At 59.8% G+C, this 26,198-nt stretch carries 22 protein-coding genes and 1 pseudogene; 16 read left to right on the top strand and 7 right to left on the bottom strand.

Features of this window, described 5'->3' with window-relative positions; genetic code table 11:
- Positions 1-41: 41 nt before the first annotated feature.
- Positions 42-1,814 (bottom strand): sigma-54-dependent Fis family transcriptional regulator, encoded by a 1,773-nt coding sequence (locus QRN38_RS06955; protein ID WP_057417645.1) that lies wholly within the window; start codon positions 1,812-1,814, stop codon positions 42-44.
- Positions 1,815-2,091: 277 nt separating this feature from the next.
- On the opposite strand from QRN38_RS06955, the gene QRN38_RS06960 reads away from it, so the two are divergent.
- From QRN38_RS06960 to QRN38_RS06970, 3 genes are all read left to right on the top strand, one after another.
- Complete coding sequence (locus QRN38_RS06960; protein ID WP_057417644.1) at positions 2,092-3,573, top strand: benzaldehyde dehydrogenase; 1,482 nt, start codon at positions 2,092-2,094, stop codon at positions 3,571-3,573.
- 85 nt (positions 3,574-3,658) lie between these two features.
- Positions 3,659-4,426, top strand: a complete 768-nt coding sequence (locus tag QRN38_RS06965) for a coniferyl-alcohol dehydrogenase (RefSeq protein ID WP_024666239.1) — start codon at positions 3,659-3,661, stop codon at positions 4,424-4,426.
- Positions 4,427-4,512: 86 nt separating this feature from the next.
- Positions 4,513-5,460 carry a SphA family protein gene (locus QRN38_RS06970; RefSeq protein WP_024666238.1) on the top strand — a complete coding sequence of 316 codons (948 nt, stop codon included), beginning with the start codon at positions 4,513-4,515 and terminating at the stop codon, positions 5,458-5,460.
- Positions 5,461-5,834: 374 nt separating this feature from the next.
- Here QRN38_RS06970 and mhpT read toward each other — a convergent pair whose 3' ends face one another.
- Complete coding sequence (gene mhpT / locus QRN38_RS06975; protein WP_057418968.1) at positions 5,835-7,049, bottom strand: 3-(3-hydroxy-phenyl)propionate transporter MhpT; 1,215 nt, start codon at positions 7,047-7,049, stop codon at positions 5,835-5,837.
- A gap of 326 nt (positions 7,050-7,375) precedes the next feature.
- Here mhpT and QRN38_RS06980 point away from each other — a divergent pair, with 326 nt between their 5' ends.
- On the top strand, positions 7,376-8,725 hold the full coding sequence (locus QRN38_RS06980; RefSeq protein ID WP_057418043.1) for an OprD family porin: 1,350 nt from the start codon (positions 7,376-7,378) through the stop codon (positions 8,723-8,725).
- A 42-nt stretch (positions 8,726-8,767) separates the two neighbouring features.
- Here the strand turns inward: QRN38_RS06980 and QRN38_RS06985 are convergent, their stop codons facing one another.
- Positions 8,768-9,256: a MarR family winged helix-turn-helix transcriptional regulator gene (locus QRN38_RS06985; RefSeq protein WP_005764246.1), complete on the bottom strand. Its 489-nt coding sequence runs from the start codon at positions 9,254-9,256 to the stop codon at positions 8,768-8,770.
- A gap of 211 nt (positions 9,257-9,467) precedes the next feature.
- On the opposite strand from QRN38_RS06985, the gene QRN38_RS06990 reads away from it, so the two are divergent.
- The 6 genes and pseudogenes from QRN38_RS06990 to QRN38_RS07015 form a co-directional block, all read left to right on the top strand.
- Complete coding sequence (locus QRN38_RS06990; protein ID WP_057415395.1) at positions 9,468-10,298, top strand: p-hydroxycinnamoyl CoA hydratase/lyase; 831 nt, start codon at positions 9,468-9,470, stop codon at positions 10,296-10,298.
- 105 nt (positions 10,299-10,403) lie between these two features.
- Positions 10,404-11,852 carry an aldehyde dehydrogenase gene (locus QRN38_RS06995; RefSeq protein ID WP_057418042.1) on the top strand — a complete coding sequence of 483 codons (1,449 nt, stop codon included), beginning with the start codon at positions 10,404-10,406 and terminating at the stop codon, positions 11,850-11,852.
- A 155-nt stretch (positions 11,853-12,007) separates the two neighbouring features.
- Positions 12,008-13,894 (top strand): feruloyl-CoA synthase, encoded by a 1,887-nt coding sequence (locus QRN38_RS07000; protein WP_005764250.1) that lies wholly within the window; start codon positions 12,008-12,010, stop codon positions 13,892-13,894.
- Complete coding sequence (locus QRN38_RS07005) at positions 13,891-15,132, top strand: thiolase family protein (protein ID WP_057418041.1); 1,242 nt, start codon at positions 13,891-13,893, stop codon at positions 15,130-15,132. Before QRN38_RS07000 ends, QRN38_RS07005 begins: the two co-directional genes overlap by 4 nt.
- Before the next feature lie 164 nt (positions 15,133-15,296).
- Positions 15,297-15,641, top strand: a complete 345-nt coding sequence (locus QRN38_RS07010) for a hypothetical protein (protein WP_005764255.1) — start codon at positions 15,297-15,299, stop codon at positions 15,639-15,641.
- A gap of 9 nt (positions 15,642-15,650) precedes the next feature.
- Positions 15,651-15,974, top strand: a pseudogene (locus QRN38_RS07015) (LysR substrate-binding domain-containing protein); the annotation flags it as partial.
- A gap of 10 nt (positions 15,975-15,984) precedes the next feature.
- On the opposite strand, the gene QRN38_RS07020 reads toward QRN38_RS07015, so the two are convergent.
- Positions 15,985-16,902, bottom strand: a complete 918-nt coding sequence (locus QRN38_RS07020; RefSeq protein WP_005764260.1) for a LysR family transcriptional regulator — start codon at positions 16,900-16,902, stop codon at positions 15,985-15,987.
- Positions 16,903-17,028: 126 nt separating this feature from the next.
- Between QRN38_RS07020 and QRN38_RS07025 the strand changes: the two genes are divergently transcribed.
- The 3 genes from QRN38_RS07025 (at position 17,029) to QRN38_RS07035 (ending at position 19,716) form a co-directional block, all read left to right on the top strand.
- Positions 17,029-17,784, top strand: a complete 756-nt coding sequence (locus QRN38_RS07025) for a 5-oxoprolinase subunit PxpA (protein WP_057418039.1) — start codon at positions 17,029-17,031, stop codon at positions 17,782-17,784.
- Positions 17,785-17,872: 88 nt separating this feature from the next.
- The gene (locus QRN38_RS07030) at positions 17,873-18,745 is read left to right on the top strand and encodes a 5-oxoprolinase subunit B family protein (protein WP_057418038.1); all 873 of its coding nucleotides are present in this window, start codon (positions 17,873-17,875) and stop codon (positions 18,743-18,745) included.
- Positions 18,742-19,716: a 5-oxoprolinase subunit C family protein gene (locus tag QRN38_RS07035; RefSeq protein WP_005764268.1), complete on the top strand. Its 975-nt coding sequence runs from the start codon at positions 18,742-18,744 to the stop codon at positions 19,714-19,716. The genes QRN38_RS07030 and QRN38_RS07035 overlap by 4 nt, the downstream gene beginning before the upstream one ends.
- A 5-nt stretch (positions 19,717-19,721) precedes the next feature.
- Here QRN38_RS07035 and QRN38_RS07040 read toward each other — a convergent pair whose 3' ends face one another.
- Positions 19,722-20,303: a TetR/AcrR family transcriptional regulator gene (locus QRN38_RS07040; RefSeq protein WP_011104282.1), complete on the bottom strand. Its 582-nt coding sequence runs from the start codon at positions 20,301-20,303 to the stop codon at positions 19,722-19,724.
- Between the two features lie 175 nt (positions 20,304-20,478).
- Here QRN38_RS07040 and QRN38_RS07045 point away from each other — a divergent pair, with 175 nt between their 5' ends.
- The 3 genes from QRN38_RS07045 to QRN38_RS07055 all read left to right on the top strand — a co-directional run bounded on the left by QRN38_RS07045 (position 20,479) and on the right by QRN38_RS07055 (position 23,246).
- Positions 20,479-21,486: an aldo/keto reductase gene (locus QRN38_RS07045; RefSeq protein WP_057418037.1), complete on the top strand. Its 1,008-nt coding sequence runs from the start codon at positions 20,479-20,481 to the stop codon at positions 21,484-21,486.
- A gap of 240 nt (positions 21,487-21,726) precedes the next feature.
- The gene (locus QRN38_RS07050; RefSeq protein ID WP_024667125.1) at positions 21,727-22,911 is read left to right on the top strand and encodes an L-dopachrome tautomerase-related protein; all 1,185 of its coding nucleotides are present in this window, start codon (positions 21,727-21,729) and stop codon (positions 22,909-22,911) included.
- A gap of 26 nt (positions 22,912-22,937) precedes the next feature.
- Entirely contained in the window at positions 22,938-23,246 is a 309-nt protein-coding gene (locus QRN38_RS07055; RefSeq protein WP_007243855.1) for a putative quinol monooxygenase, read from the top strand.
- Between the two features lie 161 nt (positions 23,247-23,407).
- Here QRN38_RS07055 and QRN38_RS07060 read toward each other — a convergent pair whose 3' ends face one another.
- Both QRN38_RS07060 and QRN38_RS07065 read right to left on the bottom strand, forming a co-directional pair.
- Positions 23,408-24,370, bottom strand: coding sequence for a YiiG family protein (locus QRN38_RS07060; RefSeq protein ID WP_057418036.1), 963 nt, complete (start codon positions 24,368-24,370; stop codon positions 23,408-23,410).
- Positions 24,360-26,033 carry a J domain-containing protein gene (locus tag QRN38_RS07065; protein WP_057418035.1) on the bottom strand — a complete coding sequence of 558 codons (1,674 nt, stop codon included), beginning with the start codon at positions 26,031-26,033 and terminating at the stop codon, positions 24,360-24,362. The genes QRN38_RS07060 and QRN38_RS07065 overlap by 11 nt, the downstream gene beginning before the upstream one ends.
- Positions 26,034-26,198 lie beyond the last annotated feature (165 nt).

Below are 26,198 nucleotides of genomic sequence, written 5' to 3' on the forward strand. Positions count from 1 at the left end.
TGCCGCGCAGCCAGGTCGGCTGCGCATCTTGCGCTCGCCCGTCATACCGCGTCGGGCTGCTGCTTCTTCAAACGATAGGCAAACTGGGCACGGCTCAACCCCAGCAAACGCGAAGCCGCCGCCAGGTTGCCTGCACTTTTTTCCAGTGCCTCGCGAATCAACTGCTGCTCAAGCTCTTCAATCGAAAAAGCCTGTTTTTCCTGACTCAGCGTATCCAGCAAGGCGGCGCCCTGTGCCGTGTGTGCAATGGGTGGAGCGGCCTTCGACAGTGCGCCGTCGTGGTTCAGCGAGTACGAATCCACCGGCAGTGATTCGTTACGAAAGATATGCACCAGATCAATGGCCTGGCCTTCATCGCTGGCAATCAGGCCGCGCTCGATGAGGTTCTGCAGTTCGCGCACATTGCCGGCGAAGTCGTAGCGCAGCAGTGTTTTCAAGGCGCGCATGGTCAAGCCTGCTGGCGTGCGGCCGTATTCGTGGCAGAAGCGCTGGAGAAAGGCATTGATCAGCAGCGGAATGTCATCGCGACGCTCGCGCAGCGGGGGCAGGGCGATGGGGTAGACGTTCAGGCGATAAAACAGGTCTTCGCGAAAATCACCCTCGGCCACGGCCTTGCGCAGATCAACGTTGGTCGCCGCCACCACGCGCACGTTGACTTTGATGCCGTGGCCGCCACCGACGCGCTCTATTTCCCGTTCCTGCAGGGCGCGCAGCAGTTTGCTTTGGCCGGCCAGGCTCAGCGAGGTGATTTCATCCAGAAACAGCGTGCCGCCATTGGCGCGCTCGAAACGTCCGGGTCTTGAGTGCGTGGCTCCCGTGTAAGCCCCGCGCTCTACGCCAAACAGCTCTGCCTCGATCAGATTGTCGGGAATGGCTGCGCAGTTGAGGGCCACGAACGGGCCTTCCCGGTTGCGGCTGAGCTGATGCAGTTGGCGGGCGAACATCTCTTTGCCGACGCCGGACTCGCCGCTGATCAGCACGGTTGCCGGGGTCATCGCCACGCGCTGCAAGGCCTGAGTGGCCGCGTTGAACGCTGCGCTGGCGCCAATCAGTGGCTGGTCGGTGCCCGTCGGCGGGCTGGCGTCATAGTGGGTGTTGGCCAATGCAGGCGTATGAGCCGGCGCGACGGTCTTGGCCACGCTCAGGTAACTCAGGTCACGCTCGACGTCACCCCATTGCTCGGCGGTCTTGCCGATGACCCGGCAGCTTGCGTGCCCCATGCCACGGCATTCCACCTCGCGAAAAATCACCATTTGCCCGAACAGGCCGCTGACAAAGCCGATTGCATAGCCGATTTCGGTCCAGCACACCGGGTCCTGCCCGGTGCCACACGCTGCAAGATGCTCGTCAGCTTCGCAGGAGTTGTGCCAGAGGAACTCGCCTTCATAGAAGCCGGACTCGGCGTCGAACTTGAAATGCAGCGATTCGACCTTGGCCATGCCTTCCAGCGTGTGCAGGTGGGTGCCGGCGCGAAACGCCGACGTGGCATCGGCGAGTGGCCAGCGCTCACGGATCAGCCGGGCGTCACGTGCGCCGGAAAGGTAGCCTGCGCGAGTAAACATCCCACGCGCCGGCTCCTGCCCCAGCCGCTCGATGATTTCCCGGCGCAGGGTGCCGAACGATGAGCTATGCAGCAGCAACATGCGCTGGTCATTGAGCCAGATGCGGCCATCGTCGGGCGAGAAGAACAGGCAACCGGTCAACTCCTCGGCAGTCGGTGACCCCACGGCGTCATGCAGACTGCTGTCGCCACGAGGCGAGAAATGTTCAGTGGCCACGCGGTGGTCGGGAAGCTGGGAATGAGGGCGGGTCATTGTTGTACCTCGACCGGGCAGTGCTCGAAATGATCAATAGATAATTCGATTAATAAACATAACTTGATCAAATGAACAAGCCCGATCAGCGCGACCGCTGGCTGGCAACGTGTGCTACACGCCTGCGTACCTTGGATAAGCTTGGTCCAGAGCGGTCGAGGCTTCATATGACAAACAGGTTGCAATCTCGGCACAGGCTTTGCTCAGGTGTGTATACGGCGCGTGCTACCCAATCAATGGTGCAGGCGATTACAACCATAAAAGCCGGAGTTCAACTATGTCAGCTTCTGATGGCACCCCTTTTTTGCAACGCGCAATCGATGCCGAATGCATATTCAATGGCAACTGGATTCCTTCCTCATCTGCACTGCTGCCGGTCATCGAGCCTGCAACCAGCGAGTTGCTGATGAATACGGCAATGGCGGGCGCGGCTGACATCGCCATTGCCTGTCGGGAAGCCGCACTGGCTCAGCCTGCCTGGGCGGCGATGGGTCCTCGGGAAAAAGCCGAAATTTTTCTGATGGCCGCCGATCACGCGGTCTGCGCGTTCGATGAGCTGGCGCTGTATGTCGCCCGGGAGACCGGTGGCAGCCTGCACAAGGGCCAGCACGAGGTGAACGAAACCATTGTGTTGCTGCGTCAGGCCGCTGGCATGCTTTCGCAAGCGCACGGTCATGGCGTGATCCTGCCCAGCGCTGCCGGGCGTCTGTCCTACGCACGGCGTGTTGCACACGGCGTGGTGGGGGTTATTTCGCCGTTCAACTTCCCGTTGGTGCTGTCCCTGCGCTCGGTCGCCCCGGCACTGGCTGCCGGCAATGCCGTGGTGCTCAAGCCTGACCCGCAGACGCCGATCAGCGGCGGCTTTCTGATCGCCCGGCTGTTCGAGGAAGCCGGGCTGCCTAAAGGCCTGTTGCATGTATTGCCAGGTGCGGCAGACGCTGGCGAAGCGCTGTGCCGCGACACCAATGTGCAGATGATCACCTTTACCGGTTCGACCGGTGCCGGCCGCAAGGTGGCCGAAGCGGCCGGGCGCAACCTCAAGAAAGTTTCTCTGGAGCTGGGCGGCAAGAATCCGCTGGTGATTCTTGAAGACGCCGACCTTGATCTCGCCGCCAGCAACGCGGCATTCGGCGCCTGGCTGCATCAGGGGCAAATCTGCATGGCCACCGGCCTGATTCTGGTTCATGAGTCCATTGTTGCTGCTTTCACCCGCAAGCTGGCAGACAAGGCCCGGGCGCTGACGGTCGGCAATGCGGCGCGCGGACAAGCTGCGCTGGGCCCGTTGATCAACCAGCGGCAGTTACAGCATGTTCATCAGGTGATCAGCGACAGTTTGCAGGCCGGTGCGCAACTGGAAACCGGCGGCGAATATGAAGGCCTGTTCTATCGGCCCACGGTGCTCAGCGGCGTGAAGCCTGGCATGCGCGCGTTCGAGGAAGAGATTTTCGGCCCGGTGGCTGTTGTGGTCAGCTTCTCCAGCGATGAACAGGCCATCGAACTGGCCAACCGCTCGGAATACGGGCTGGCGGCTGCGGTCATCTCCCCGGATGTAGGCCGCGCCACGGCGCTTGGCGACAGGCTGCGGTGCGGCATGTTGCACATTAACGATCAGACGGTCGCGGACGAATGCATCAACTCCTTCGGCGGGCGCGGCGCATCCGGTAACGGTAGCAGTGCAGGCAGCCCTTCTGACTGGGATGAATACAGCCAGTGGCAGTGGGTCACCGTGAAAAACCAGGCGCCGGTTTATCCTTTCTGAGCGTCTGGCTGCAAGCAGCGATGTGATTCAAGCAAGAAGTGACTCACCCATAAACGTGATCCAACAACAATAAGAGCGCGTGACCATGAACCTGACTAACAAAACACTGATCGTGACGGGCGTGTCCTCCGGCATCGGCGCTGAGCTGGCGCGTCTGGCGCGTTTTCAGGGCGCCAGGGTGATCGGCATTGATCGCCATGAGCCGCAGCTGACCGTGGACGGATTTTTCCAGGCGGACCTGGGCGACCCTGAGAGCATCGATGCGCTGGTCGAGCGCCTGCCGATGCACATCGATGCGCTGTGCAACATTGCCGGCGTACCCGGCACGGCGCCGGTGCAGGCGGTGGCTCAGGTCAATTATCTCGGCCTGCGTCATTTGACCCAGCGTCTACTGCCACGCATTGCGCCGGGCGGCAGCATTGTCAATATGTCATCGATACTCGGTTCGCAGTGGCCTGAACGGCTGGAACTGCACAAGGCACTGGCCGCCACCGAAAGCTACAGCGAAGGGCAGCAGTGGCTGGCGGCCAACCCGGTCGCACAGGGTAGCTGCTATCAGTACTTCAAGGAGGCGCTGATTGTCTGGAGTTATCAGCAGTCGCAAGCGTGGTTTCGAGACCAGTCCGTGCGCGTCAACTGTGTGGCGCCGGGGCCGGTGTTTACCCCGATTCTGGACGATTTTGTGAGTATGGTCGGCGAAGAGCGGGTCGCCCGCGACAGTCTGCACATGAAACGACCCGCGCTGGCCGATGAAGTGGCCGCGGTGATTGCGTTTCTCTGCTCCGATGCGTCGCGCTGGGTCAACGGTGTGAACCTGCCGGTAGATGGAGGGCTTGCTGCTTCTTACGTCTGACGGTGTAACGTGCTGCACCCCCCGGCGACGCGGTCGTGAAGCCGGGGTTATAAAAAAATAACAACAATAAGTACAGGAATCCCAAGATGCCGAAGTCTATCTTGCGTACCGTCACGTCTGCGTCACTCGTCGTTCTGTCATCCACTGCGTTCGCTTATGACTTGCCTGGACTCAATCTGGGCAACACCAGTTTCTACGACGGCTCACCCGCACCGGCGGGGCCGGGCTGGTATCTGGAGGAGTACTTGAACTTCGCCAAGGCCGATCGTTTCAACGACGTCAATGGCGACAAACTGCAACTTCCCAAACAAGACGTTGATGTACTGGCCGTGACCACGCAAATCATCTATGTCGGGCAGCCGCTGGCCAATGGCGCAATGCCGGGTATCACCGCGATCAACACGTCGCTGGCGCATGTTGACGTGGACGATGGTCTGGACAACACGGCGTTGAGTTCACGCGCAGGTTTTGGCGATGTGATCATCGGCCCGTTTCTGCAATTGCCGACCCTCACTCGCGCCGATGGCAGCCCGCTGTTGACGCAGCGGGTCGAGGCGGACATTGCGATTCCTGTCGGTGCCTACAATCGCAATCGCTCGATCAACCCCGGCAGCAACTTCTGGTCGTTCAACCCTTACTATGCCGCCACCTACTGGTTTTCGCCAAAGTGGTCGGCCAGCGGGCGTTTCATGTACCTGTGGAACGGCAAGAATGACGACCCGCAGGCCGGTTTCGGCAACGCCTCCGACACCCAGGCGGGCCAGGCACTGCACGCCAACCTGACCCTGCAATATGCGCTGACCGAACAACTCTCGCTGGGCCTTAACGGTTACTGGCTCAAACAGTTCACCGACACCCAGGTGGATGGCCATGACGTCAGCGGCCGCAAGGAAAAAGTCTGGGCCATTGGCCCGGGCTTTCTCTACAGCTTCAACAAAGAGAACGTGCTGACCGTCAACAGCTACTTCGAACAAGGCGCGGAGAACCGTACCGAAGGCAACAAACTGGTGCTGAATTTTCTGCACAAGTTGTAGGGCGCGCTGACGGAGCGTGAGGCACGATAATCTCAACTATCGTGCGACGCTCCGCGTCGCATGCCGTTCTGGACGCTCTGCGTCCTCTGTGGCGCTGCGCGTACCAAAAGGGGTCTGCGATGTCAGGGGTATTGATGTAAGACTCAACGCACCTTTTCGCCCCTCGGCGACATACTTTGAAGGATCAAAGTATGCAAAATCCCGGCTCCGTTTCCGGCCCGACTTCGTCGGGTTCCTTCGCCCTGTCACTTACGTCGCACTCTGCGTCGTCCGTGCAATCGCGGTAAAAAAGCGTTTTTTCAACTATCGTGCGACGCTCCGCGTCGCATGCCGTTCTGGACGCTCTGCGTCCGATTCTGGTGCTCCCAAGCTGTTCAACGGGCAACCTTGAGCTGACGCTTCTCGGTTGCCGTCGAGCGTGACAGCACACTGATTGCTGCCAGCGCGGCGATCACCAGGCCTGGCGAGGTTGCCAGCAGCACGCCGGCTGTTCCCGCGCCGGCACCCAGCAACTGCCCGGCGGCCAAGGGGCCTGCCACAGAACCCAGGCGGCCGATGGCTACGGCAGCGCCGACGCCGGTCGCGCGTACCGAGGTCGGGTAGGAGGGTGGGGCCAACGCATAGAGCACCAGTTGCGCGGCCATGACAAACACCCCGGCGCAAAAGCCGGCCGCCGCCATCGGCACGATACCCACCGAAAAACCTACGCCTGTCAGTGCCAGCAGCAAACCGGCATAGACGAACATCACGACCTTGATGCCGTTGCAGCGATCCAGCAACAGCCCGCCGAGCAAAGAACCCGATGCGCCGCCAATGTTGAACAGCATCTGTACCATGCCCGCCTGCGGTTTACTGAAGCCCTGGTCGATCAGCAGCGACGGCAACCAGTTGAGCAGCATGTACATGACCGTCAGGGTAAAGAAATAGCCGGCCCACAATGCCAGTGTCGTGCGCGCCCGGCCTTCGCCAAACAGTGCGGTGGCCGTCGAGTGGCGAACGCTGCGTACGCTTGTCTGCTGGCTAAAGGCGCTGGATTCGGGCAGCAACAGCATCATTAGCGGGACCACCAGCAACGGCACCAGGCCACCGATGATGAAGGTGGTCTGCCAATGCTCGCTGGTAAACATCGCCACCACCGCAGCCAGCGCGCCACCCAGCGGAACGCCTGCGTACATGACGCTGATGGCGAGCCCGCGGTGGCGCTCGCTGACGGCTTCGGCGCACAAGGCGATAAGATTGGGCAGCGCGGCCCCCAGCCCCAGACCGGTCATGAAACGCACCAGCAGCAGGCCGGAAAAGGTCTGCATGTAGGCCGTACTCAGCGAAAAGACCCCGAACAGCAGCACCGCGGCCACGAGGATTTTCTTGCGGCCGATACGGTCAGCGATCCAGCCGCCGAAAAAAGCGCCCGGCAGCAACCCGATGATCCCGGCGCTGAACACCCAGCCCATCATTTTCGGGTCAAGGGCGAAGGTCTGGCGCAGTCCCGCAGCCGCTGTTCCGGCAGCCTGCAGGTCGAACCCCTCGATCAGCGCAACGATGAAACACAAAACAATGGTCAGCGTCGAGCGACGCAGTGGACTGGTCATGGCAAGCCTCATTGTTGTTTTTGTTATGTGCAGTGCCTGTTCCCGAGCGCCGGTTGATGCGTCATGACAGGTGCTAATCAAGGTAACAAAAATAACTAAAAAATGAAGCCGTGCAGAAAATTTGCGAAAAACCGTCTTTATCCCTTTTGAAACATGGCCTTAGGTTTGAAAGTCAATAGCGGTGTCTAGGTAGTTAATAATATTAATGTTCGATTATCGGTCAGTGTGGATTGACGCCAACGCCGAATCTTTCAATTCTGCGTCCACGGACCGCCATCAAGCGACGGGCCGAATCCCAAAACAACAACAATAAGTGGACACCGAGCATGCCAATACTCACTCGTGATGCAGCCATGGCTGTGTCAGTTTCCTTCGCCCGTAAAAAAGTTTTTACAAATAATGCGCGTGGAAAAAACTACAGCCTCGCCCTTGGTCTGCTGGGCATCAGCGTGCTGCCCGACGCTGCGCAGGCCCAGGGTTTTGTGGATGACAGCCACGGCACATTGACGCTGCGCAATTACTACATGGACCGCGATTACAAGGACGACGGCGCCAGGACTGCCATTCGAGAGTGGGCGCAGGGCTTCATCATGAACGCGGAGTCGGGTTTTACCGAAGGGCCGGTGGGCTTGGGCCTTGATGCACGGGCACTGGTCGGCATGAAACTGGATTCCTCGCCGGATCGTAGCGGCACCGAACTGTTGCCTGTTTCAGCCAGCGACGGGCGCGCTGCCGACGAATATTCACGTCTGGCATTGACCGGCAAACTGAAATTTCGTGAAACAACAATCAAGACCGGCGATGTGTCGATCTTTCTGCCATTTGCCTTCGCCAGCCCCTCGCGTCTGCTGCCGCAGACCTTTCGGGGTACCACGCTGACCTCGAAAGAGATCGACGGATTGACCCTCAATGCCGGCTACATCGACCGGGTCAACAAGCGTGACTCAACCAATTATCAGGCGATCAGCATCGCGTCGCCGAACCGGCGTTTCAACGCAGCGGCCACCTCATCGCATATGACCTACGCCGGGGGCGACTATCAGGTCAGTAAAGCCCTGAGCGTGCGCGTCTATCACGCTGAAGTGGCTGACCTCTACACCCAGAACACCTTGGCACTGCTGCATAAGCTGGACGTGGGCGACGGTGTAATGACCACTGATCTGCGCAGTTTTTTCAGCCGTGACACCGGCAGCGCAAAAGCCGGTGAGGTGGACAATCAGAACCTGTCGGCATTGCTGGGCTACAAATGGGGAGGGCACAGCGTCAGCCTTGGTTACATGCATGCCATCGGCGCTACGGCGACACCCTATGTGTCGGGCACCGAGTTGATGGGCTTGAGCGAGATGACGATGAGCTCCGACTTTCTCAATGCCAGGGAGCGTACCTGGCAAGCCATCTACGACTACGATTTTACGGCGGTTGGCGTTGTCGGCTTGCGCAGCCGCCTGCGTTACATACGCGGCGACAATATCGAACTGTCGGCCTTCAACGCAGATGATCGCAAGGAGCGGGAGTTTCAGATGGAGTTGGGCTATGTGGTGCAGAGCGGTCCATTGAAAAATGTCGGCCTGTTGGCGCGCAAGTCGATTTACCGAAATGACTTCCCGACAGGTGCAGCGTTTCGCGATGAAAACCAGACGCGCTTCATTGTGCAGTACAGCGTGCCCATCTGGTAATCAGAGCCTTATCGACGGCAAAACCACCGTCGATAAGGGTGTTTACGATTGGTAAACCTTTTTCAGCAACCTGAGCAGGTCATTGCGTTCCTGGTTATCCAGCGCCGAGGTGGAATCCAGGTCGCTGTCGACTGCAATCTGCTTCAGTTCGCGCAGCAGCGTCTCACCGGTCTTGCTGAGAAAGATGCCGTATGAGCGCTTGTCCGGCTTGCAGCGCACACGTACGGCCAGCGCGCGCTCTTCGAGTTTGTTCAGCAGCGGCACGACCTGAGGCGGCTCTATCGCCAGCGCTTTGGCCAGGTCTGCCTGCATAAGGCCGGGGGTCTGCTCGATGATCGCCAGTGCCGAAAACTGCGCAGGGCGCAGGTCGTGGGCGGAAAGACGTCCGATCAAGTTCTGGAACAGCTTGAGCTGTGCCCGGCGCATGGCATAACCGATCAGGTCATCGAGTGCAGAATCCTTCGGCAACGGTGCCTGGGCAGTCTGTACAGGAGCCTGGCAAATGTCGGCGCTGTCGGATGGCTTGGCCATTGAAGATGCAATCCTTTTGGTGTGGTGAGCGAATCAGCCGATCAGTTTGCCGGGGTTGGCGAATAATGGCTATGGGGCATACGTGACTGTGACCAGCACAAGAGAGCGGAGTGCCAAGTTTTTGATTAATCAAGCTAATGGTTAATTGACATAACTATATTTGCCGTTTAGCGTGGAGTCATCTTCAGATCAAGAACAAGAGAGCATCGCCATGAGCAAGTACGAAGGTCGCTGGACAACCGTCAAGGTGGAGATCGAGCAAGGCATCGCGTGGGTCATCCTCAACCGCCCGGAAAAACGCAACGCAATGAGCCCCACGCTCAATCGCGAAATGATCGATGTGCTGGAAACACTTGAACAGGACCCCGAGGCCGGTGTGCTGGTGCTGACCGGTGCCGGTGAAGCCTGGACCGCTGGCATGGACCTCAAGGAATACTTTCGCGAAGTGGACGCCGGCCCGGAAATTCTTCAGGAGAAGATTCGTCGCGAAGCCTCCCAATGGCAATGGAAGCTGCTGCGCATGTACGCCAAACCCACCATCGCCATGGTCAATGGCTGGTGTTTCGGCGGTGGTTTCAGCCCGCTGGTGGCGTGCGATCTGGCGATCTGTGCCGACGAGGCGACGTTCGGGCTGTCGGAAATCAACTGGGGCATTCCGCCTGGCAACCTGGTGAGCAAGGCGATGGCCGACACCGTGGGCCATCGCCAGTCGTTGTACTACATCATGACCGGCAAGACCTTCGACGGTAAAAAGGCCGCCGAAATGGGGCTGGTCAATGAAAGCGTGCCGCTGACACAACTGCGCCAGGTGACCATCGACCTGGCCCTCAATCTGCTGGAAAAGAACCCGGTTGTCCTGCGTGCCGCCAAGCATGGCTTCAAGCGTTGCCGCGAACTGACCTGGGAACAGAACGAAGATTACCTGTACGCCAAACTCGACCAGTCGCGCCTGCTGGACAAGGAAGGCGGCCGCGAGCAGGGCATGAAGCAGTTCCTCGACGACAAGAGCATCAAGCCAGGGCTGGAAGCGTATAAGCGGTAGATGGTTAGGCGCTAGCTACAAGCTACAAGCATGAGGCTTTTAACTTGAAGCTTGCAGCTTGAAACTTAAAGCTGCTCTTAAATAACAATAAAGAGAGGAATCACCATGCTGGAAGTGCCCTTGCTGATCGGCGGTCAGTCGTGCCCTGCCCGTGATGGACGTACTTTTGAACGCTGTAACCCGGTGACTGGCGAAGTGGTTTCGCGGGTGGCCGCGGCGACCCTCGAAGACGCCGATGCGGCGGTCGCTGCCGCTCAGGCGGCATTTCCTGGCTGGGCGGCGCTGGCGCCCGGCGAGCGGCGGGCGCGTTTGCTCAAGGCTGCCGAGCAATTGCAGGCGCGCAGTGGTGAATTTATTGCGGCGGCGGGAGAAACCGGGGCGATGGCCAACTGGTACGGTTTCAACGTACAACTGGCCGCCAACATGCTGCGCGAAGCCGCATCGATGACCACGCAGATCACCGGCGATGTCATTCCTTCCAATGTTCCCGGCAGTTTTGCCATGGCGCTGCGCCAACCCTGCGGTGTGGTGCTGGGCATTGCGCCGTGGAACGCGCCGGTGATTCTCGCCACCCGCGCCATCGCCATGCCGCTGGCCTGCGGCAATACGGTGGTGCTCAAGGCCTCGGAACTCAGCCCGGCGGTGCATCGATTGATTGGTCAGGTGCTGCAGGATGCAGGGCTGGGTGACGGCGTCGTCAATGTGATCAGCAATGCGCCGGCCGATGCTGCGGCCATTGTCGAACGGCTGATCGCCAACCCGGCGGTGCGTCGGGTCAATTTCACCGGCTCGACCCATGTGGGGCGCATCGTCGGCGAGCTCTCGGCCCGGCATCTCAAGCCCGCGCTGCTGGAATTGGGCGGCAAGGCACCGTTTCTGGTGCTGGACGACGCTGATCTGGACGCTGCGGTCGAAGCGGCGGCATTTGGCGCGTATTTCAATCAGGGCCAGATCTGTATGTCCACCGAGCGGCTGATCGTCGATCAGAAGGTGGCCGATGTGTTTGTGGCAAAACTGACCGCCAAGATCGAAACCCTGCGTGCCGGCCACCCGGATGACAGTCAGTCAGTGCTGGGTTCGCTGGTGGACGTCAGCGCAGGCTCGCGAATCAAGGCACTGGTCGACGATGCCGTGAATCTGGGCGCGACGCTGGTGATTGGCGGGCAGTTGCAGGGCAGCATTCTGCAACCGGCGTTGCTCGACGGCGTGACTGACCGGATGCGCCTGTACCGCGAAGAGTCGTTCGGTCCGGTTGCCGTGGTGATTCGCGGCGAAGGCGACGAAGCACTGCTGGCGCTGGCCAACGATTCGGAATTGGGCCTGTCGGCGGCGATTTTCAGCCGCGACACCGGCCGGGCTCTGGCATTGGCGCAACGTGTCGAGTCCGGCATCTGCCACATCAACGGGCCAACCGTGCACGATGAGGCGCAAATGCCGTTCGGCGGGGTCAAGTCCAGCGGCTACGGCAGTTTCGGTGGCAAGGCCTCGATCGAACACTTCACCCAGTTGCGTTGGGTGACGTTGCAAAACGGGCCACGGCATTACCCGATCTGAATCCTCTTGTGCTGATGGCAACGGTTTGTTGCAAAAGACTGAGCCGTCAGTGAGTCAGGTATAACAATAACAAGGCTGCAGCCCGGTGCTGCTACGCAAGGCCCGAACGGCTTCACGCCGTCTGGTGCGAGCGTCCCTTGATGGAGAGAACGCACGTGAGTTCCGATATCAGATCATCAAAGCAGCAGAGTGAAGCCGGTTCGCCGCGCTACCGTCAGGTCTCCATTGGCCATCCGCCCATCGAGGTTCGTGAGGAGCACGGCATTTTGCACATGCGAGCCCTGGAACCGTTGGCGCCGTTGCCCGATCGGTTGCTCGACCGGCTGGTGCACTGGGCCAGCCTGCGTGCGCAACAAACCTTTATTGCCGCCCGTGACAGCCGTGGTGGCTGGCGCAAGGTCAGTTACGCCGACATGCTCACCGACGTTCGCGCCATTGCCCAGAGCCTGCTGGCTTACGGGCTTTCGGCAGAGCGGCCACTGGCGCTGCTGTCGGGTAACGACATCGAGCATTTGCAGATCGCTTTGGGCGCTATGTACGCCGGTATTCCTTATTGCCCGGTGTCACCGGCTTACTCGGTTCTGTCGCAGGACTTCGCCAAATTGCGGCATGTCTGTGAGGTGTTACAGCCAGGCCTGGTGTTTGTCAGCGATGCCGCGCCGTTCCAGCGCGCCATCGATGCTGTCATACCGGCTGACACACCGGTCATTACGGTACGCGGACAGTTGAATGGCCGGCGTCATTCGAGCTTTGCCAGCCTGCTTGAACAACCGGGCGGCAGCGAAGCCGACGCCGCGTTCATGGCCAGCGGGCCGGACAGCATTGCCAAGTTTCTTTTCACCTCGGGCTCGACCAAACTGCCCAAAGCAGTGGTGACCACTCAGCGCATGCTGTGTGCCAATCAACAGATGCTGCTGCAAACCTTCCCGGTGTTCGGCGAAGAGCCGCCGGTGCTGGTGGACTGGCTGCCGTGGAATCATACCTTCGGCGGCAGTCATAACCTCGGTATCGTGCTCTACAACGGCGGCACGTTCTATCTCGACAATGGCAAACCGACTGTTCAGGGCTTTGCCGAAACCTTGCGCAACCTCAAGGAAATCTCGCCGACAGCCTACCTGACCGTGCCCAAAGGCTGGGAAGAGCTGGTCAACGCGCTGGAGCAGGACGCCGAGTTGCGTGAGCGATTCTTCTCGCGCATGAAGCTGTTCTTCTTCGCCGCAGCCGGTTTGTCGCAAAGTATCTGGGACCGCCTCGACCGGGTGGCCGAGCAGCACTGTGGCGAGCGCATTCGCATGATGGCCGGGCTGGGCATGACCGAGGCCGCACCGTCCTGCACCTTTACCACCGGGCCGCTGTCGATGGCCGGTTACATCGGCTTGCCCGCGCCGGGGTGCGAGGTGTGTCTGGTGCCGGTTGATGGCAAGCTGGAAGGGCGCTTTCGCGGCCCGCACATCATGCCTGGCTACTGGCGCTCGCCGCAGCAAACCGCTGAGGTGTTCGATGAGAACGGCTTTTACTGTTCCGGTGACGCGATCAAGCTGGCAGACCCTTCGGCGCCGCAGCTGGGCCTGATGTTCGATGGGCGTCTGGCCGAGGATTTCAAACTGTCGTCCGGTGTGTTCGTCAGCGTCGGGCCAATGCGCAATCGTGCGGTGCTGGAAGGCTCGCCGTATGTTCAGGATGTGGTCATCACCGCACCGGATCGCGAGTGCCTGGGGGCGCTGGTGTTTCCTCGCCTGCACGAGTGCCGACAACTGGCTGGGCTGGGTGCGCAGGCGAGCGATGTCGAGGTATTGGCCAGCACGCCGGTACGCCAGTGGTTTGCCGACTGGCTGGCACGTTTGAATGAAGGGGCCAATGGCAACGCCAGTCGCTTGGAGTGGATCGCGCTGCTGGATGAACCGGCTTCTATCGATCGCGGCGAAATCACTGACAAGGGCTCGATCAACCAGCGTGCGGTGTTGCAGTGGCGCGCCACGAAAGTCGAAGCGCTGTATCGCGATCAGGATGCCTCACGGCTCAGTGCCGGGTCGCCAGCGTGAGCGGGCAGTATTCGGCGTTCAGCGACGTGGTCATTGTCGATGCGGTGCGTACGCCGTGGGTCGACCTGGGCGGCGCGCTGGCGCAGATTTCGCCCATCGATCTGGGCATAAAGGTCGGTCGTGAGGTGCTGGCCCGTGCGGCCATTGACCCGCAGCAGATTGACAGTGTGCTGGCCGGCTCGATGGCGCAGGCCAGTTTCGACGCCTACCTGCTGCCCCGGCATATCGGTCTGTACAGCGGCGTGGCGCAAAGCGTGCCGGCGTTGGGTGTGCAGCGGATTTGCGCCACAGGCTTCGAACTGTTGCGTCAGGCCGCGCTGCAGGTGGGCGATGGCGGGCAGATGGCGCTGTGTGTCGCGGCGGAGTCCATGTCACGCAATCCGATTGCCGCTTACACCCATCGCGACGGATTTCCGCTGGGCGGCACCGTGCAGTTCAAGGACTTTCTCTGGGAGGCCCTTTATGACCCGGCACCCGCAGTGGACATGATCGCCACGGCGGACAACCTGGCGAAACGTTACGGGTTGAGCCGCGAAGCCGTGGATGGCTATGCGTTGCTTAGCCATCAGCGCGCGCTGGAGTCGCAAGTCTTGGGCAGGTGGTCTGCAGAAATCGTTGCCGTCGGCAACGAGCGCTTCGAGCTGGCGGGCTATCAGCCGCGTGGCATCGAGCTGCCGCGACGTGTCGAGACGGTCACACAGGACAGCCACCCGCGCACGACCACTCTGGCTGGGTTGTCGCGGCTGCGCGCCATCCATACCGATGGCGTGCAAACGGCAGGCAACAGTTGTGCAGTGGTTGACGGTGCCGCGGCGGCACTGGTGGGGCGTGCTTCACAGTCAAAAAAGCCAGTATTGGCGCACCTGCTGGCCAGTGCAGTGATCGGCGTCGCTCCGGAATTCATGGGCATTGGCCCGACGCCCGCCATCCAGTTGTTATTGCAGCGCAGCGGGCTGGCGCTGAGTGACATTGGCCGGCTGGAAATCAACGAAGCGCAGGCCGCGCAGGTGCTCGCCGTCGCGCAGACACTGGAACTGGACTGCGACCGGCTCAACTGCCAGGGCGGCTCACTGGGCATCGGTCACCCGCTGGCTGCCACCGGGCTGCGTCTGGTCATGACCCTGGCCCGGCAACTGCGCGAAGAAAACCTGCGTTACGGGATTGCCGCCGCCTGCGTGGGCGGCGGGCAGGGCATGGCGCTGTTGATCGAGAATCCGGCTTTTATCGGCTCAAATTGATGGTTCAATCACTCTGCAATAAACAATCTGTAGCAGAATTTGTTATTCGGGAGCGATATTTACGCGATTTAAACGCTGCACATGACGTAGGTCGTCCGTTAACGCTTGACCGAACCGTGCCGAACAGTGAATCTCGCGTCTCTGAACACTATGGAACCCCGTCTATGCGTGCCCTCGCTGAGCTTTCTTTCGATTTCGTCTGGCATTTGATGTTCACGGATGACGAGCAGCTCGACCAGGACCTGGCGGTGCGCTCGCTGGAAAATCTGTCCGAACACTTTTCGGCCATGACCGATGAAGAGAAGAGGGCGTTCATCGCGGTGGCGCATGAACGCAAGGCCCGGCTGTTTGCCGTGCCCGATACCGATGGTTACTCCCCGATTCGCCTGGTGACTGAAGACCAGGCGCAGTTTCTCGATCATGTCGTGTCCGGGCAGTTCTTCCAGCAATTCGAAGAGCCGCTGGCGTTCGACACAAACGACTGCGTCGTACCGATCCGCAGTCGCTGAATGCCTGCCTATGCCATGCACCGTAATGGTGAACAGGTTCGCGTTCAGGGCCGCTACACGCTGGCGGTCGATGATGGCAATGCCTACATCGCCGCAGGCCTCGCCGGACTGGGCATTCCCTGGCTGCCCGATTACATGGCCCGGCCGCATCTGGCGCGGGGTGAGTTCGTCCCGCTGTTCCAGGACAGGCAACTCGATAGCATGCCGATTTACGTAGCCTTCCCCCCGAACCGGCATGTCAGCGTCAAGGTGCGCGTGTTTATCGATTGGGTGATTGAACTGATGGCCGAGCATGCGCCGGTCGGCGAGCGTGGCAGGCTTGATTGGGCGTAGCGCCGTGCCCTCAACGCCGCGCCGAGAGCTGTTGCGGCGCCAGAAACGCATCGTGAAAGTAGTTACGAAATGCTTGCATCGCCGGGGTTGGTTCGCGCTCGCGGTGCCAGGCCAGGCCGACGCTCATCGGCGTGACCTTGTCGGTGACGGTGAGGGTTTCAATACGCTTGCCTTCCAGCGACCACGGTCGATGCACCAGGTCCGAGAGGATCGCCACGCCGCTGCCGTTGGCAACCATGCTGCGCACCGCCTCCACCGAGCTTGTGCGTACGCGAACGTTGGGGTGTTGTCCGGCCAGTTCCCAGTAGCGCATCGCACTTTGCTCGGCTTCATCGACGGTCAGCAGAATGTAGGGCTCCCGTGCCACGTCGGCGAGGCTGACGGAGGCGCGCTGGCAAAGCGGATGGTGGCTGGACAGCCATAAACGGCGTTCGGAGTTGAACAGCGTTTCCGAGACGATATCCGGGTGAGTGATGTTGGCGGTCAGCACCACCGCCATGTCGAAGCGACCTTCCAGCAGGCCCTGCTCGATGGATTGCCGCTCCTGCTCGTGCACCTCAATGGCCACGTCCGGGTGCCAGTGCTCCAGCCTTTGCAGGTGGTGCGGCAGAAAGTAGCCGATGACGGTGTAGCTGGCCGCCAGGCGCAGCACGCCGCTGGCACGAATGTCCGGCAAGGGGCTGTTCATTGCATCATCGACACTGCGCAGGATTACATAGGCACGATTGAGAAAGTGCCTGCCGGCCTCGGTCAGGTTCATGCCCTGCGCCGAGCGCTGAAACAATAGCGTGCCGAGCATGCTCTCCAGTTCCTTGATCGCCGTGGTAACTGCCGACTGGGAAATATTGAGGTGGATCGCGGCCTGCGAGATCTGCCCGATCTCGGCGGTTGCTACGAAATAGCGGACCTGGCGCAAGGTCAGGGACATAGGTACTCCACTCAGCAAGGTATCTGTTTTTCAGAAGACAGCGTATCTGTTAATAGATCTACCCAAGGGGTCAAAGGGAATTTAACGTGGCTTGCACACACTCAGATAGCCCTTGGAGTAAAAGCCATGCAGATAGATTTCAACTCGGACATGGGTGAAAGCTTCGGCGCATGGACCATTGGCGACGGCGTTGATACCGAACTGATGGCCTTCATCAGTTCTGCCAATATCGCCACCGGCTTTCACGCAGGCGACCCAGGCACCATGCGTCGCACCATTGAACAGGCCAAACGCCTGGGCGTGGCCATTGGCGCGCATCCGGGGTTCCGTGATCTGGTGGGCTTTGGTCGCCGGCATATCAACGCGCCCGCTCAGGAGCTGGTCGACGACATGCTTTACCAACTGGGTGCATTGCGCGAGCTGGCCCGTGTTCAGGGCGTGCCCTTGCAGCACTTCAAACCCCACGGAGCCTTGTATATGCACCTGGCCCGTGACGAAGAGGCTGCCCGGTTGCTGGTGGAAAACCTTCAGCGTCTGGAGCCTGATTTGCTGCTTTACTGCATGCCCGGCTCGGTGATCTGCAACGTGGCTCAGGAACTGGGGCAGCCGGTGGTGCGCGAGTTTTACGCCGATCGCGCTTACGACCTCAGCGGTTCTATCGTCTTTACCCGCAACGTACGCGCCCATGACCCGGCTGAGGTGGCCGCGCGCGTGATTCGCGCCTGCCAGCAGGGGCTGGTGCGCACGGTCGAAGGTGACGATCTGGCCATCAAGTTCGATTCCATCTGCCTGCACAGCGACACACCGGGCGCGCTGGCCCTTGCACAGGCGACCCGTCAGGCGCTGGATGGTGCCGGAATAGAAGTGCGCACGCCACGTTAGCCAGCCTGCGGCATCGGGGGCGAAGACACCCTGAGCCGCCGTAACGATCTTTGCCTGCCTTTCTACAACGTTTTCAAAAGGAACAGACATGGCCGATCCGATTCGCTACAGCTTTGGCGCTGATGAGCACCTGTTCGCCGAGGTCAGTGACAGCATGTCACTGGAAGCTTTTTTCAAGGGGCTGGCGGTGACCCGTGCGGTCGAGCGCCTGGCGCTGGACGGTGTACTCGACGTGTGCCTGGCCAACGCCTCGTTCCAGATTCGTTTTGACCCGGACCGTATCGCGCCTCATGCACTGCTCGAAGCCGTTCGCGAGGCCGAGGCCGGAGCGGTCGCCGAGCGCACGCTGCAGACCCGCATCATCGAGATCCCGGTGCTCTACAACGATCCCTGGACCCATGAAACCCTGATGCGCTTTCGCGACCGGCACCAGGACCCTGGTTCGACGGATCTGGAATACGCTGCGCGCATCAACAATCTGGCCGATGTCGATGCGTTCATTGCTGCGCACAGCGGTGCGCCTTGGTTTGTGTCAATGGTCGGCTTTGTTGCCGGGCTGCCGTTCATGTTCCAGATGGTCGAGCGCGAGCGGCAGTTGCAAGTGCCCAAATACCTGCGCCCGCGCACCGATACGCCAAAGCTTACGTTGGGTCATGGCGGGTGCTTTGGTTGCATCTACTCGGTGCGCGGGGCGGGTGGTTACCAGATGTTCGGCGTCACCCCGGCCCCGATCTACGACCCGCAGCAGGGGTTGGCATACCTGAAAGAGCACATGGTTTTTTTCAGGCCGGGCGACATTGTGCAGTTCAGACCGGTGGATCGTGAAACCTACGATCTGGCCGTGATCGAGGTAGAAGCGGGGCGATTTGATCTGCTGATTCGACCGGTCGAGTTTTCCCTCGACGCCTTTCTGGCCGATCCTGTCGGCTATCCCAAGTCGCTGCAGGAGGCGCTGGCATGATCAAGGTACTCAAACCCGGTCTGGCCACCTCGGTACAGGACCTCGGCCGTGAAGGCTATTACCACCTGGGCATCCCGCCTTCGGGTGCGCTGGACCAGTACGCACTCAGCGCCGCCAATCAACTGGTCGGCAATCCACCCGGCGCTGCCGGCCTGGAGTGCACGCTGCTGGGGCCTGAGCTGGAATTTCAATCCGACACGCTGGTGGCTGTCTGCGGCGCGCACATGACGGCGCGCCTGGACGGCGTGGACATGCACCATGACACCGCGTTTGCGGTAAAAGCCGGGCAGGTGTTGCGCTTTGATTTCCCCAAAGATGGCGCACGCACTTATCTGGCCGTCGCGGGCGGCATTGATGTGCCGCTGGTATTGGGCAGCCGCTCGACCTACACGCTGGGCGCACTCGGTGGTTTTCAGGGGCGCAGGCTGGCGGTTGATGACCTGTTGCCGATAGGCGTGCCCAGCGGCAAGGGGCGTGCAGGGGCCAGCCTGCCGATGGCGTTGCGCCAGTCGCTGGGCGGCGAAATCTACCTGCGCGTCGTTCCCGGCCTTTATTACGAGCGCCTGACCGAGTTTGCGGCCACCAGCTTCTTTTCCGAGTCATGGACGGTTGGCTCGGAAGCCGACCGCATTGGTTATCGCTTCAAGGGCGGCAGGGCGCTGACTTTTCAGCCACGGGAACAGCCATTCGGGGCAGGTTCCGATCCATCGAATATCGTCGACAGTTGCTACCCGATCGGCTCGATTCAGGTTCCGGCAGGACTGGAGCCCATTGTGTTACACCGCGACGCGGTGTCTGGTGGAGGCTATGCCATGATCGGCACCGTGATCAGCGCCGACCTTGATCTGATCGGCCAGATGCAGCCCAACCAGAAAGCCCGATTTGTGGCGGTCACGCTGGAAGATGCACTCGCAGCGCGCACGTCCTACAAGAAGAAGCTGGCGTGTTTGAGCAGGTTGTTCGCATCTTGAAATAATCAGGAGGCCTGCGCGTACGCTAACTGCGCCTGCATTTTCGCACGGCACACTTCGAGTATTTCATCTGCCAATGGTGAGTCGTCCGGGCAACTGCGCGACAGCAACACCGCACCTAACGCATGGGCAAACAGGTCGATGGTCTTTGCCCGTGCCTGTTGCTGCGTTTTGTCATCGGCGTGTGCTCCCGCGGCCACGGAAGCGGCCAATATGCTTTCGATGCCGTTGGCAAAAGTGGCTTTGACAGCCTCTGACTGGCGGGCCGCATCAGCGCTGAGTGCGGCCATCGTGCAGCCGGTGCCGGGATTGTCGCGGTGCTCTCGGGACAAGTAGTACTCGATGAACTGCGCAGGATCAATGCCCTTCGATTGCTCCACCGTCTTCGAGATAGAGCAGGCCGCCGACTCGGCCATCAGGTCAGACTTTGACCCGAAGTGCTTGTAGAACCCGCCATGGGTAAAACCTGCAGCGGCCATCAAGTCTGCCACTCCGACACCGTCGTAGCCGTGTTCACGAAACTGGATGGATGCCGTCTCGACGATGTGTGCCCGGTTCGCCTGCGCCTGCGCCTTGGTGACTCTCATGTGAATTGCCTCTTTTGTCTGCTCCATTCGACAGAGCGCAAATATACCATTGATGTTAACCATCATTAAAGGAGTTGACAGTTATGATGCTGATCATAATCATATGACTGCTTCTGAACGCCGGTCCGGGTCATGAGCGGGCATCAATCCGATCACTCCACCGTGAGATAAAACCATGAAATACAAAACGTTCGGAAAGACCGGGCTCAGCGTCTCGCAAATCGCGCTGGGCACGGGGAACTTCGGCACTGGCTGGGGTTATGGGGCGGACCCGGTAGTCAGCGAGGCAATGTTCAACACGTATGCCGAAGCGGGGGGCAATTTCATCGATACAGCGGACATCTATCAGTTCGGTCAGTCCGAAGAGCTGCTCGGCGCCTTGCTGCAAGGCCGGCGCGACGATTTTGTGCTCGCGACCAAGTTCACCAACGGTGCCTCAGCCAACCCAGGCCGATTAACCACCGGCAACAGCCGCAAAGCCATGGTGAGTTCGGTGGAGGCAAGCCTCAAGCGTTTGAAGACGGACCGTATCGACCTCTACTGGGCGCATCATCCTGATGCCGTCACGCCCATTGAAGAAATTCTCAGAGGCCTGGAAGACCTGGCGCGCGCCGGGAAAATCCTTTATGCGGGCCTGTCCAATTTCCCTGCATGGAGGCTCGCTCGCGCCGTGACACTGGCCGAGATCAGCCGCACCTTGCCGATTGCAGCCGCGCAGTTCGAGCACAGCCTGGTGCACCGTGAGCCCGAGGCTGATCTTTTTCAAGCCTCTTACGCGCTTGGCCTGGGCATCGTGACCTGGTCGCCTCTGGGCGGCGGCATGCTGACCGGCAAGTACCGACAGGGCGAGAAAGGCCGTGCCGAAGGGTTTGGCGGCAAGGTTTTCCAGCCGGAAAACTCCGCGCAACGCACCCTGATCCTCGACAGCGTGCTGGACATCGCCGCCGAGCTTGGTGTCAGTGCAAGTCAGGTGGCGATTGCCTGGGCCGGTACACATGGGGCCATCCCGATTATCGGGCCTCGCTCGCAGGAGCAGATTGGCGACAACCTGGGGGCCTTGGCACTGACGCTGGCCGACGAGCAGATCCAACGGCTTGACGCGGTCAGTAGTCTGGACCCGACCGCTGCGCCAAGGTCGGCTGTTGACTGGTCGGATGTGACTCGCACGAGGGTGGTTGCATAAGCTGCCGTTCCGGGGGCGAGATGCCTGTCCGTACACCGTTCGGATCTTCGCCCCTGCGTTGAAAGTGTTAGCGTATTCCCCGCGTTTTTCTTTGTCATGAGAAAGACCAAAATGCTCGCAGTCTTGTCTATCCATCGTCCTTGAGCCTCGCATGGTGATGAACATCATCACCTGCCGTGCACACAGCCTGTACCACTGAATGCCGATGAGCAGCCCCGTCCGACTCATCAGGAGAGCACCATGCATCGAAAACCAATTTGCGCAGCACTTGCCATCATTTCCGCCGCTACTCTTACGACCTCCCTTGCGTATGGTATGACCGCCGTCGAGTTGCCAGCAGGCGCCCCAGCCGACAAACCCGTCGGCAAGCTTGAACAGGTTCATGCTTTTTATGACGCAATGCCTACCGGCGTGACAGTGACTGAAACCGGGCGAATCTTCGTCAACTTCCCTCGCTGGGGTGACAAGGTGCCGTTTACGGTGGGCGAGGTTCGCGATGGCAAGGTAGTTGCCTACCCGGACCTGGCAGTTAATCATGAAAACCCGAAAGACCCCGGCGATGGCCTGATCAGCGTGCAGAGTGTGGTTGCCGACGGCAAAGGACGTGTCTGGCTTCTGGACACTGCGGCACCTGAATTTGCCGCGCCACGTCCTCAAGGTGCCAAGCTGGTGGCGGTGGACCTGGCCACCAATAAGATCGTCAAGCGGCTGGTATTTCCGGACAACGTCATCTTGCCGAGCACTTACGTCAACGACATGCGCTTCGACTTTCGCCAAGGGTCGCAGGGGACTGTCTACGTTACTGACTCATCGGTGAGCGGGCCGGGGGCAATTATTGTCATGGACATTGCCAGCGGCCACGCCGCGCGGCGCCTGAGCGGGGCAAAGGCAACCTCTGCTGATCCCGCTTTCGTGCCTGTTGTCGAAGGCGTGCCCGTGCTGGGTGATGGCCCGGACGGAACGCGCAAACCGGTCCATGTAGCTGCAGACGGCATTGCGTTGTCGGCAGATGGCAAGACGTTGTATTTCTCGCCACTGTCCAGCCGCCACCTGTATTCCGTCGCCACCGAGCTGTTGAACGACAGCGCTGTGAATGAGCAGCAACTGGCAGCCGCCGTTCAAGACCTGGGTGAAAAGGGCGCTTCTGATGGTCTTGAGGCTGATGCAGACGGCGCTGTGTATGCGGGCGACTACGAGCACAATGCCATACGCAAGCGCTTGCCGAACGGCGTCTGGCAGACAGTCGCTCACGATCCGCGCATGTTGTGGCCTGATACCTTGTCGATCGGTCCGGACGGCTACCTGTATTTCATCGTCAACCAGTTGCACCGTCAGGCCGGTTTCAATTCGGGCCACGACCAACGTAAAAAACCGTACAGCTTGTTGCGTGTGAAAGTCGCAACGGCACCAGCCCCCACGCATTGATCGAACTTGATACCGGAGCATTGATAATGAATACACCTGCAAAGCCATTGGCGTTGATCGCAGTGCTGAAAGCCAGTCCAGGCAACGAGTCGGCATTGAAAGAAGCTTTGTTGGCACTGGTGGAACCCACCCGTTCGGAGCCGGGCAATATCGAATACACGCTGTTCGAGGTGCGCGATGAGCACGGTACGTTCTACATGCGCGAATGCTTCAAGGATCAGGCTGCACTGGACGCGCATGTTGCCACGCCACACTACCAGCAGTTTGCGGCTGCAAGCGGCAAGTGGTTTGCAGAAGCGCCACGGCTGATTTTTCTGGACCAGGTTTCAAACTGATTCTTGAGGAAGGCTCGGCATGCCCGAGCCTTCCTCAGCCTGTCGGGCCCGGTCCTTATACGTCAAGAATACGCTGATCAGGATTCGTGAGCCCAAGCAGCAGACGCTGACAAAACGGCCGAGCTTCCCCCCTACGCAAAAGCCCCCCGATGCCTGAGGATCTAATACTGTCCGCTTACCGATGCGTTGTACTGCATCAAGAGTTGGTCGTAATCCTCCTCGACCGCCCGTAGCTGTTTGTTCAACTGATCAACGTCAGCGTGAGCCGCCCAGCGCTGTTGCAACGTATCGAGTGTGGCGAGCCAGGTATGCGCAGGCGCTTTGATCACGGTCCATAGCGGACGCTTCCGGTTAGCGGACTTGAGGTTGGGCATTGTGTTGAAATAACGCTCTGCGTCCAGCCACGCGTCAGTCAGTTCAGCGTGTAAGGCCTTGAGTTCATCCGGGCTCAGCCGGGCGTTGGCTTCACTCCGATTCAGGTAGTTGATTGTTTGTCTGGCGAGGAGCATGAAGTTGAGCGTATGCCAGTGCTGATCGTGACCAAGGCGATAGTCGATGGCCGCGAGTTGCTCGCTGCGTGCCAGAAATTGAGGTTCCTCAAAGTGTTTTCGAACGGCAAGACTGCGTTGCTGAAGTTGATGCATATCTTGGGCAAGGTCTGCATCCAGCTGCCGGGCACGCTCGATATCGGGGCGTGGTTGATTGTAGAGTGCCTCAGCATCAAAAGTTCTGTCGCGCAGTGTGTCAAGCGTCTCGCTGTACTTGATCACGGCGATGACAAGCGGATCGGACTTGGGGTAGAGCAGTTGTGGATAGCTGATACTGCAGGCCAAACTCTCATTCATTGCGACGGAACGACTGTTGCCACCCAATGCAAAGCTTTGTATAAACGGCAGCATACCCTGACTGCCATCAACCAGCGCTTGGTAGTGCTTGCGATAATCGGCGTAGCGTTCAAGCAGAAGAGTATCGTCAAACACCAGGCAGGCTGCTGCGTCCTTCATCATTGAAGTGTCTGCAATCGAGTCTGTCGAAACGCGGTGGGTGTTGGCCAATTTGTGCTGCGCCCAGGCGATGGCTGCGAAAACACAAATAGCGGTGATAAACGCTCGATTACTGATCATGGCCAGCCTCCAGAGAAGACGAGGGTGTATACCACTGCTCCCGGGAGGGCGGGCGACAGGGCTGGTTTGCATCGAGAAGGGCTGCGCATAGTCGTTTCGGCCATGCTTGCAGACCTTGGCCTGCTTGCACAGGGCGGTAGTTGATGATGGTGCCTGAGATGAACAGCAACGAGACGATCAGACCCAGCAGGATGCCAATCATCAGTTCTCTGGCCGGCGAGCCTGGAACAATTGAAAATATCCGCTTGAGCCATTCCGGCCAGGCCACGCGAGTCCCTGCGGCGGCCACCGCGAGTATTGCGGTGTAAATCAGCAACGCCTTCCATCCTCCGACCAGGAAGGTCGGCACTGCGGGCAGCCAGCTTACGGTGCTTTCTCGCAGCAACAGCGGTACTGGACGGCGTAGCGTAAGCCAGCGGCCAACGTGCTTGGTGAGTTGCTCATCAAGGCGCCAGGTCAATGCGCCGAGCGTCTGACAGGCGACGTAAAGCAAACCCGCCAGCAGACCAAGTGCGCCAACAATCAGCAATAGAGCGATCATTGTTTCGTCCGGATCACTTCCCAGCCGGTAATAGCTGTCCAATGCGGTTATGGACGCTGCGCCAACGATTGCAAACGGCAGTGCCCAGAACGATGTACAACGGCGCAGCGGTCGCCAGAAATACAGATCTTCGCCATGCACATGTCTCGCCAAATCGGGGTAATGACGCGCCACTGTATTGGCCAGCGACTCACAGGTTTGCCAGTCATCAGATGTGAAACGGAGGGTCATCGACACGCGAGCATTATCGCTCATGGGTATGAACAGCAGGCGGGCTGCGCGTGAGCCCGTGCTGTCGATTTTTTGCGTGGCAAGACGCTGCTGGTCTTCGAGAAACAAGGCTTGGCGACTGCGCGCCAGCAACCGGCTCCAGAAAGGCTCCGGACAAGATGTGCGGCCATCGGGTTTCTTCCAGCCTTGCCATTCGCACACCGCATCGAAAACAGGGCTGTGCCAGACTTCAGCGTGGGCCAGCAGTCCTGCGAGATAGTTGTTAAGCCAGATACGTCGGTCCAGCGTCTGCATCCAGGCGACCTTGTCGAGGTGTAGGTAAACATTGGAGAAGGACTCGGCATTGCCGCTGTTCAGCGCGTTGGCCAACATCTGTTCGGTATTACGTAACAGATTGTTCAGAACAGTGTGGGTTGAATGCAAGGGCAGGTCGATGCGTTGCCAGGCGCTCAGCCACTGAAAGCGCTCGACTGCTCGCTCCGCCAGTTCACATGCATAGGGAGCATTCGACTGACAATACTCCAGCAAACCGTCTTCAAACGCCCGATCGCACTGTGCGGTTCGGGCGTTTTCCAATCGCTGATCCAGGTTCTCTGCACTTATACCTTCGAGCAGCAGGTCAGCCCTTTGGCGTTTCAGGTCGGGTGCGCTGAAAGTCTGAACCGGCGACGGCAGTACAACGATCGGCGCATGCGACAGGCCGTCCTGATCTATTGGCGGTTCCTGAACGTCGGCGGTCCAGCTCAGCGCTTGCTCGTAGGCGTCACGCAGGCGCTGAAAGCCTGCCGGATCTTCGTCCGGGCGGTGCTGCTTGAGCAACGCAGCATAACGGCGCTTGATACTGCGCACGTCAGAATGGGGATCAAGCCCCAGAATAGACCAGCAACTCACAGCGTTGCGCTCAGGTCTGTGCCTATAACCATGGGGCTACGAACTCCTTGTACACAAAGGCAGCATGCAAAAACGCCTGGGCAAGATGCCCAGGCGTGCAAATAACGGCGCGCAGTTTATCAGGTGCTCAGGGTGCACACGCTAGTACCGCCTGCAGTTTTTGCC

Source organism: Pseudomonas sp. CFBP2511, assembly GCF_030209255.1.
In the GTDB taxonomy this organism is placed as follows: Bacteria; Pseudomonadota; Gammaproteobacteria; order Pseudomonadales; family Pseudomonadaceae; genus Aquipseudomonas; species Aquipseudomonas avellanae.

Excerpts from the sequence above, each read along its gene's own strand:
- QRN38_RS06980 (WP_057418043.1), top strand. The coding sequence starts at position 7,376 with ATGCCAATACTCACTCGTGATGCAGCCATGGCTGTGTCAGTTTCCTTC.
- QRN38_RS07040 (WP_011104282.1), bottom strand. The coding sequence starts at position 20,303 with ATGAGAGTCACCAAGGCGCAGGCGCAGGCGAACCGGGCACACATCGTC.
- QRN38_RS07045 (WP_057418037.1), top strand. The coding sequence starts at position 20,479 with ATGAAATACAAAACGTTCGGAAAGACCGGGCTCAGCGTCTCGCAAATC.
- QRN38_RS07050 (WP_024667125.1), top strand. The coding sequence starts at position 21,727 with ATGCATCGAAAACCAATTTGCGCAGCACTTGCCATCATTTCCGCCGCT.
- QRN38_RS06955 (WP_057417645.1), bottom strand. The coding sequence starts at position 1,814 with ATGACCCGCCCTCATTCCCAGCTTCCCGACCACCGCGTGGCCACTGAA.
- mhpT (WP_057418968.1), bottom strand. The coding sequence starts at position 7,049 with ATGACCAGTCCACTGCGTCGCTCGACGCTGACCATTGTTTTGTGTTTC.
- QRN38_RS07025 (WP_057418039.1), top strand. The coding sequence starts at position 17,029 with ATGCAGATAGATTTCAACTCGGACATGGGTGAAAGCTTCGGCGCATGG.
- QRN38_RS06985 (WP_005764246.1), bottom strand. The coding sequence starts at position 9,256 with ATGGCCAAGCCATCCGACAGCGCCGACATTTGCCAGGCTCCTGTACAG.
- QRN38_RS06960 (WP_057417644.1), top strand. The coding sequence starts at position 2,092 with ATGTCAGCTTCTGATGGCACCCCTTTTTTGCAACGCGCAATCGATGCC.
- QRN38_RS06990 (WP_057415395.1), top strand. The coding sequence starts at position 9,468 with ATGAGCAAGTACGAAGGTCGCTGGACAACCGTCAAGGTGGAGATCGAG.
- QRN38_RS06970 (WP_024666238.1), top strand. The coding sequence starts at position 4,513 with ATGCCGAAGTCTATCTTGCGTACCGTCACGTCTGCGTCACTCGTCGTT.
- QRN38_RS07060 (WP_057418036.1), bottom strand. The coding sequence starts at position 24,370 with ATGATCAGTAATCGAGCGTTTATCACCGCTATTTGTGTTTTCGCAGCC.
- QRN38_RS06965 (WP_024666239.1), top strand. The coding sequence starts at position 3,659 with ATGAACCTGACTAACAAAACACTGATCGTGACGGGCGTGTCCTCCGGC.
- QRN38_RS07055 (WP_007243855.1), top strand. The coding sequence starts at position 22,938 with ATGAATACACCTGCAAAGCCATTGGCGTTGATCGCAGTGCTGAAAGCC.
- QRN38_RS07020 (WP_005764260.1), bottom strand. The coding sequence starts at position 16,902 with ATGTCCCTGACCTTGCGCCAGGTCCGCTATTTCGTAGCAACCGCCGAG.
- QRN38_RS07035 (WP_005764268.1), top strand. The coding sequence starts at position 18,742 with ATGATCAAGGTACTCAAACCCGGTCTGGCCACCTCGGTACAGGACCTC.
- QRN38_RS07010 (WP_005764255.1), top strand. The coding sequence starts at position 15,297 with ATGCGTGCCCTCGCTGAGCTTTCTTTCGATTTCGTCTGGCATTTGATG.
- QRN38_RS07030 (WP_057418038.1), top strand. The coding sequence starts at position 17,873 with ATGGCCGATCCGATTCGCTACAGCTTTGGCGCTGATGAGCACCTGTTC.
- QRN38_RS06995 (WP_057418042.1), top strand. The coding sequence starts at position 10,404 with ATGCTGGAAGTGCCCTTGCTGATCGGCGGTCAGTCGTGCCCTGCCCGT.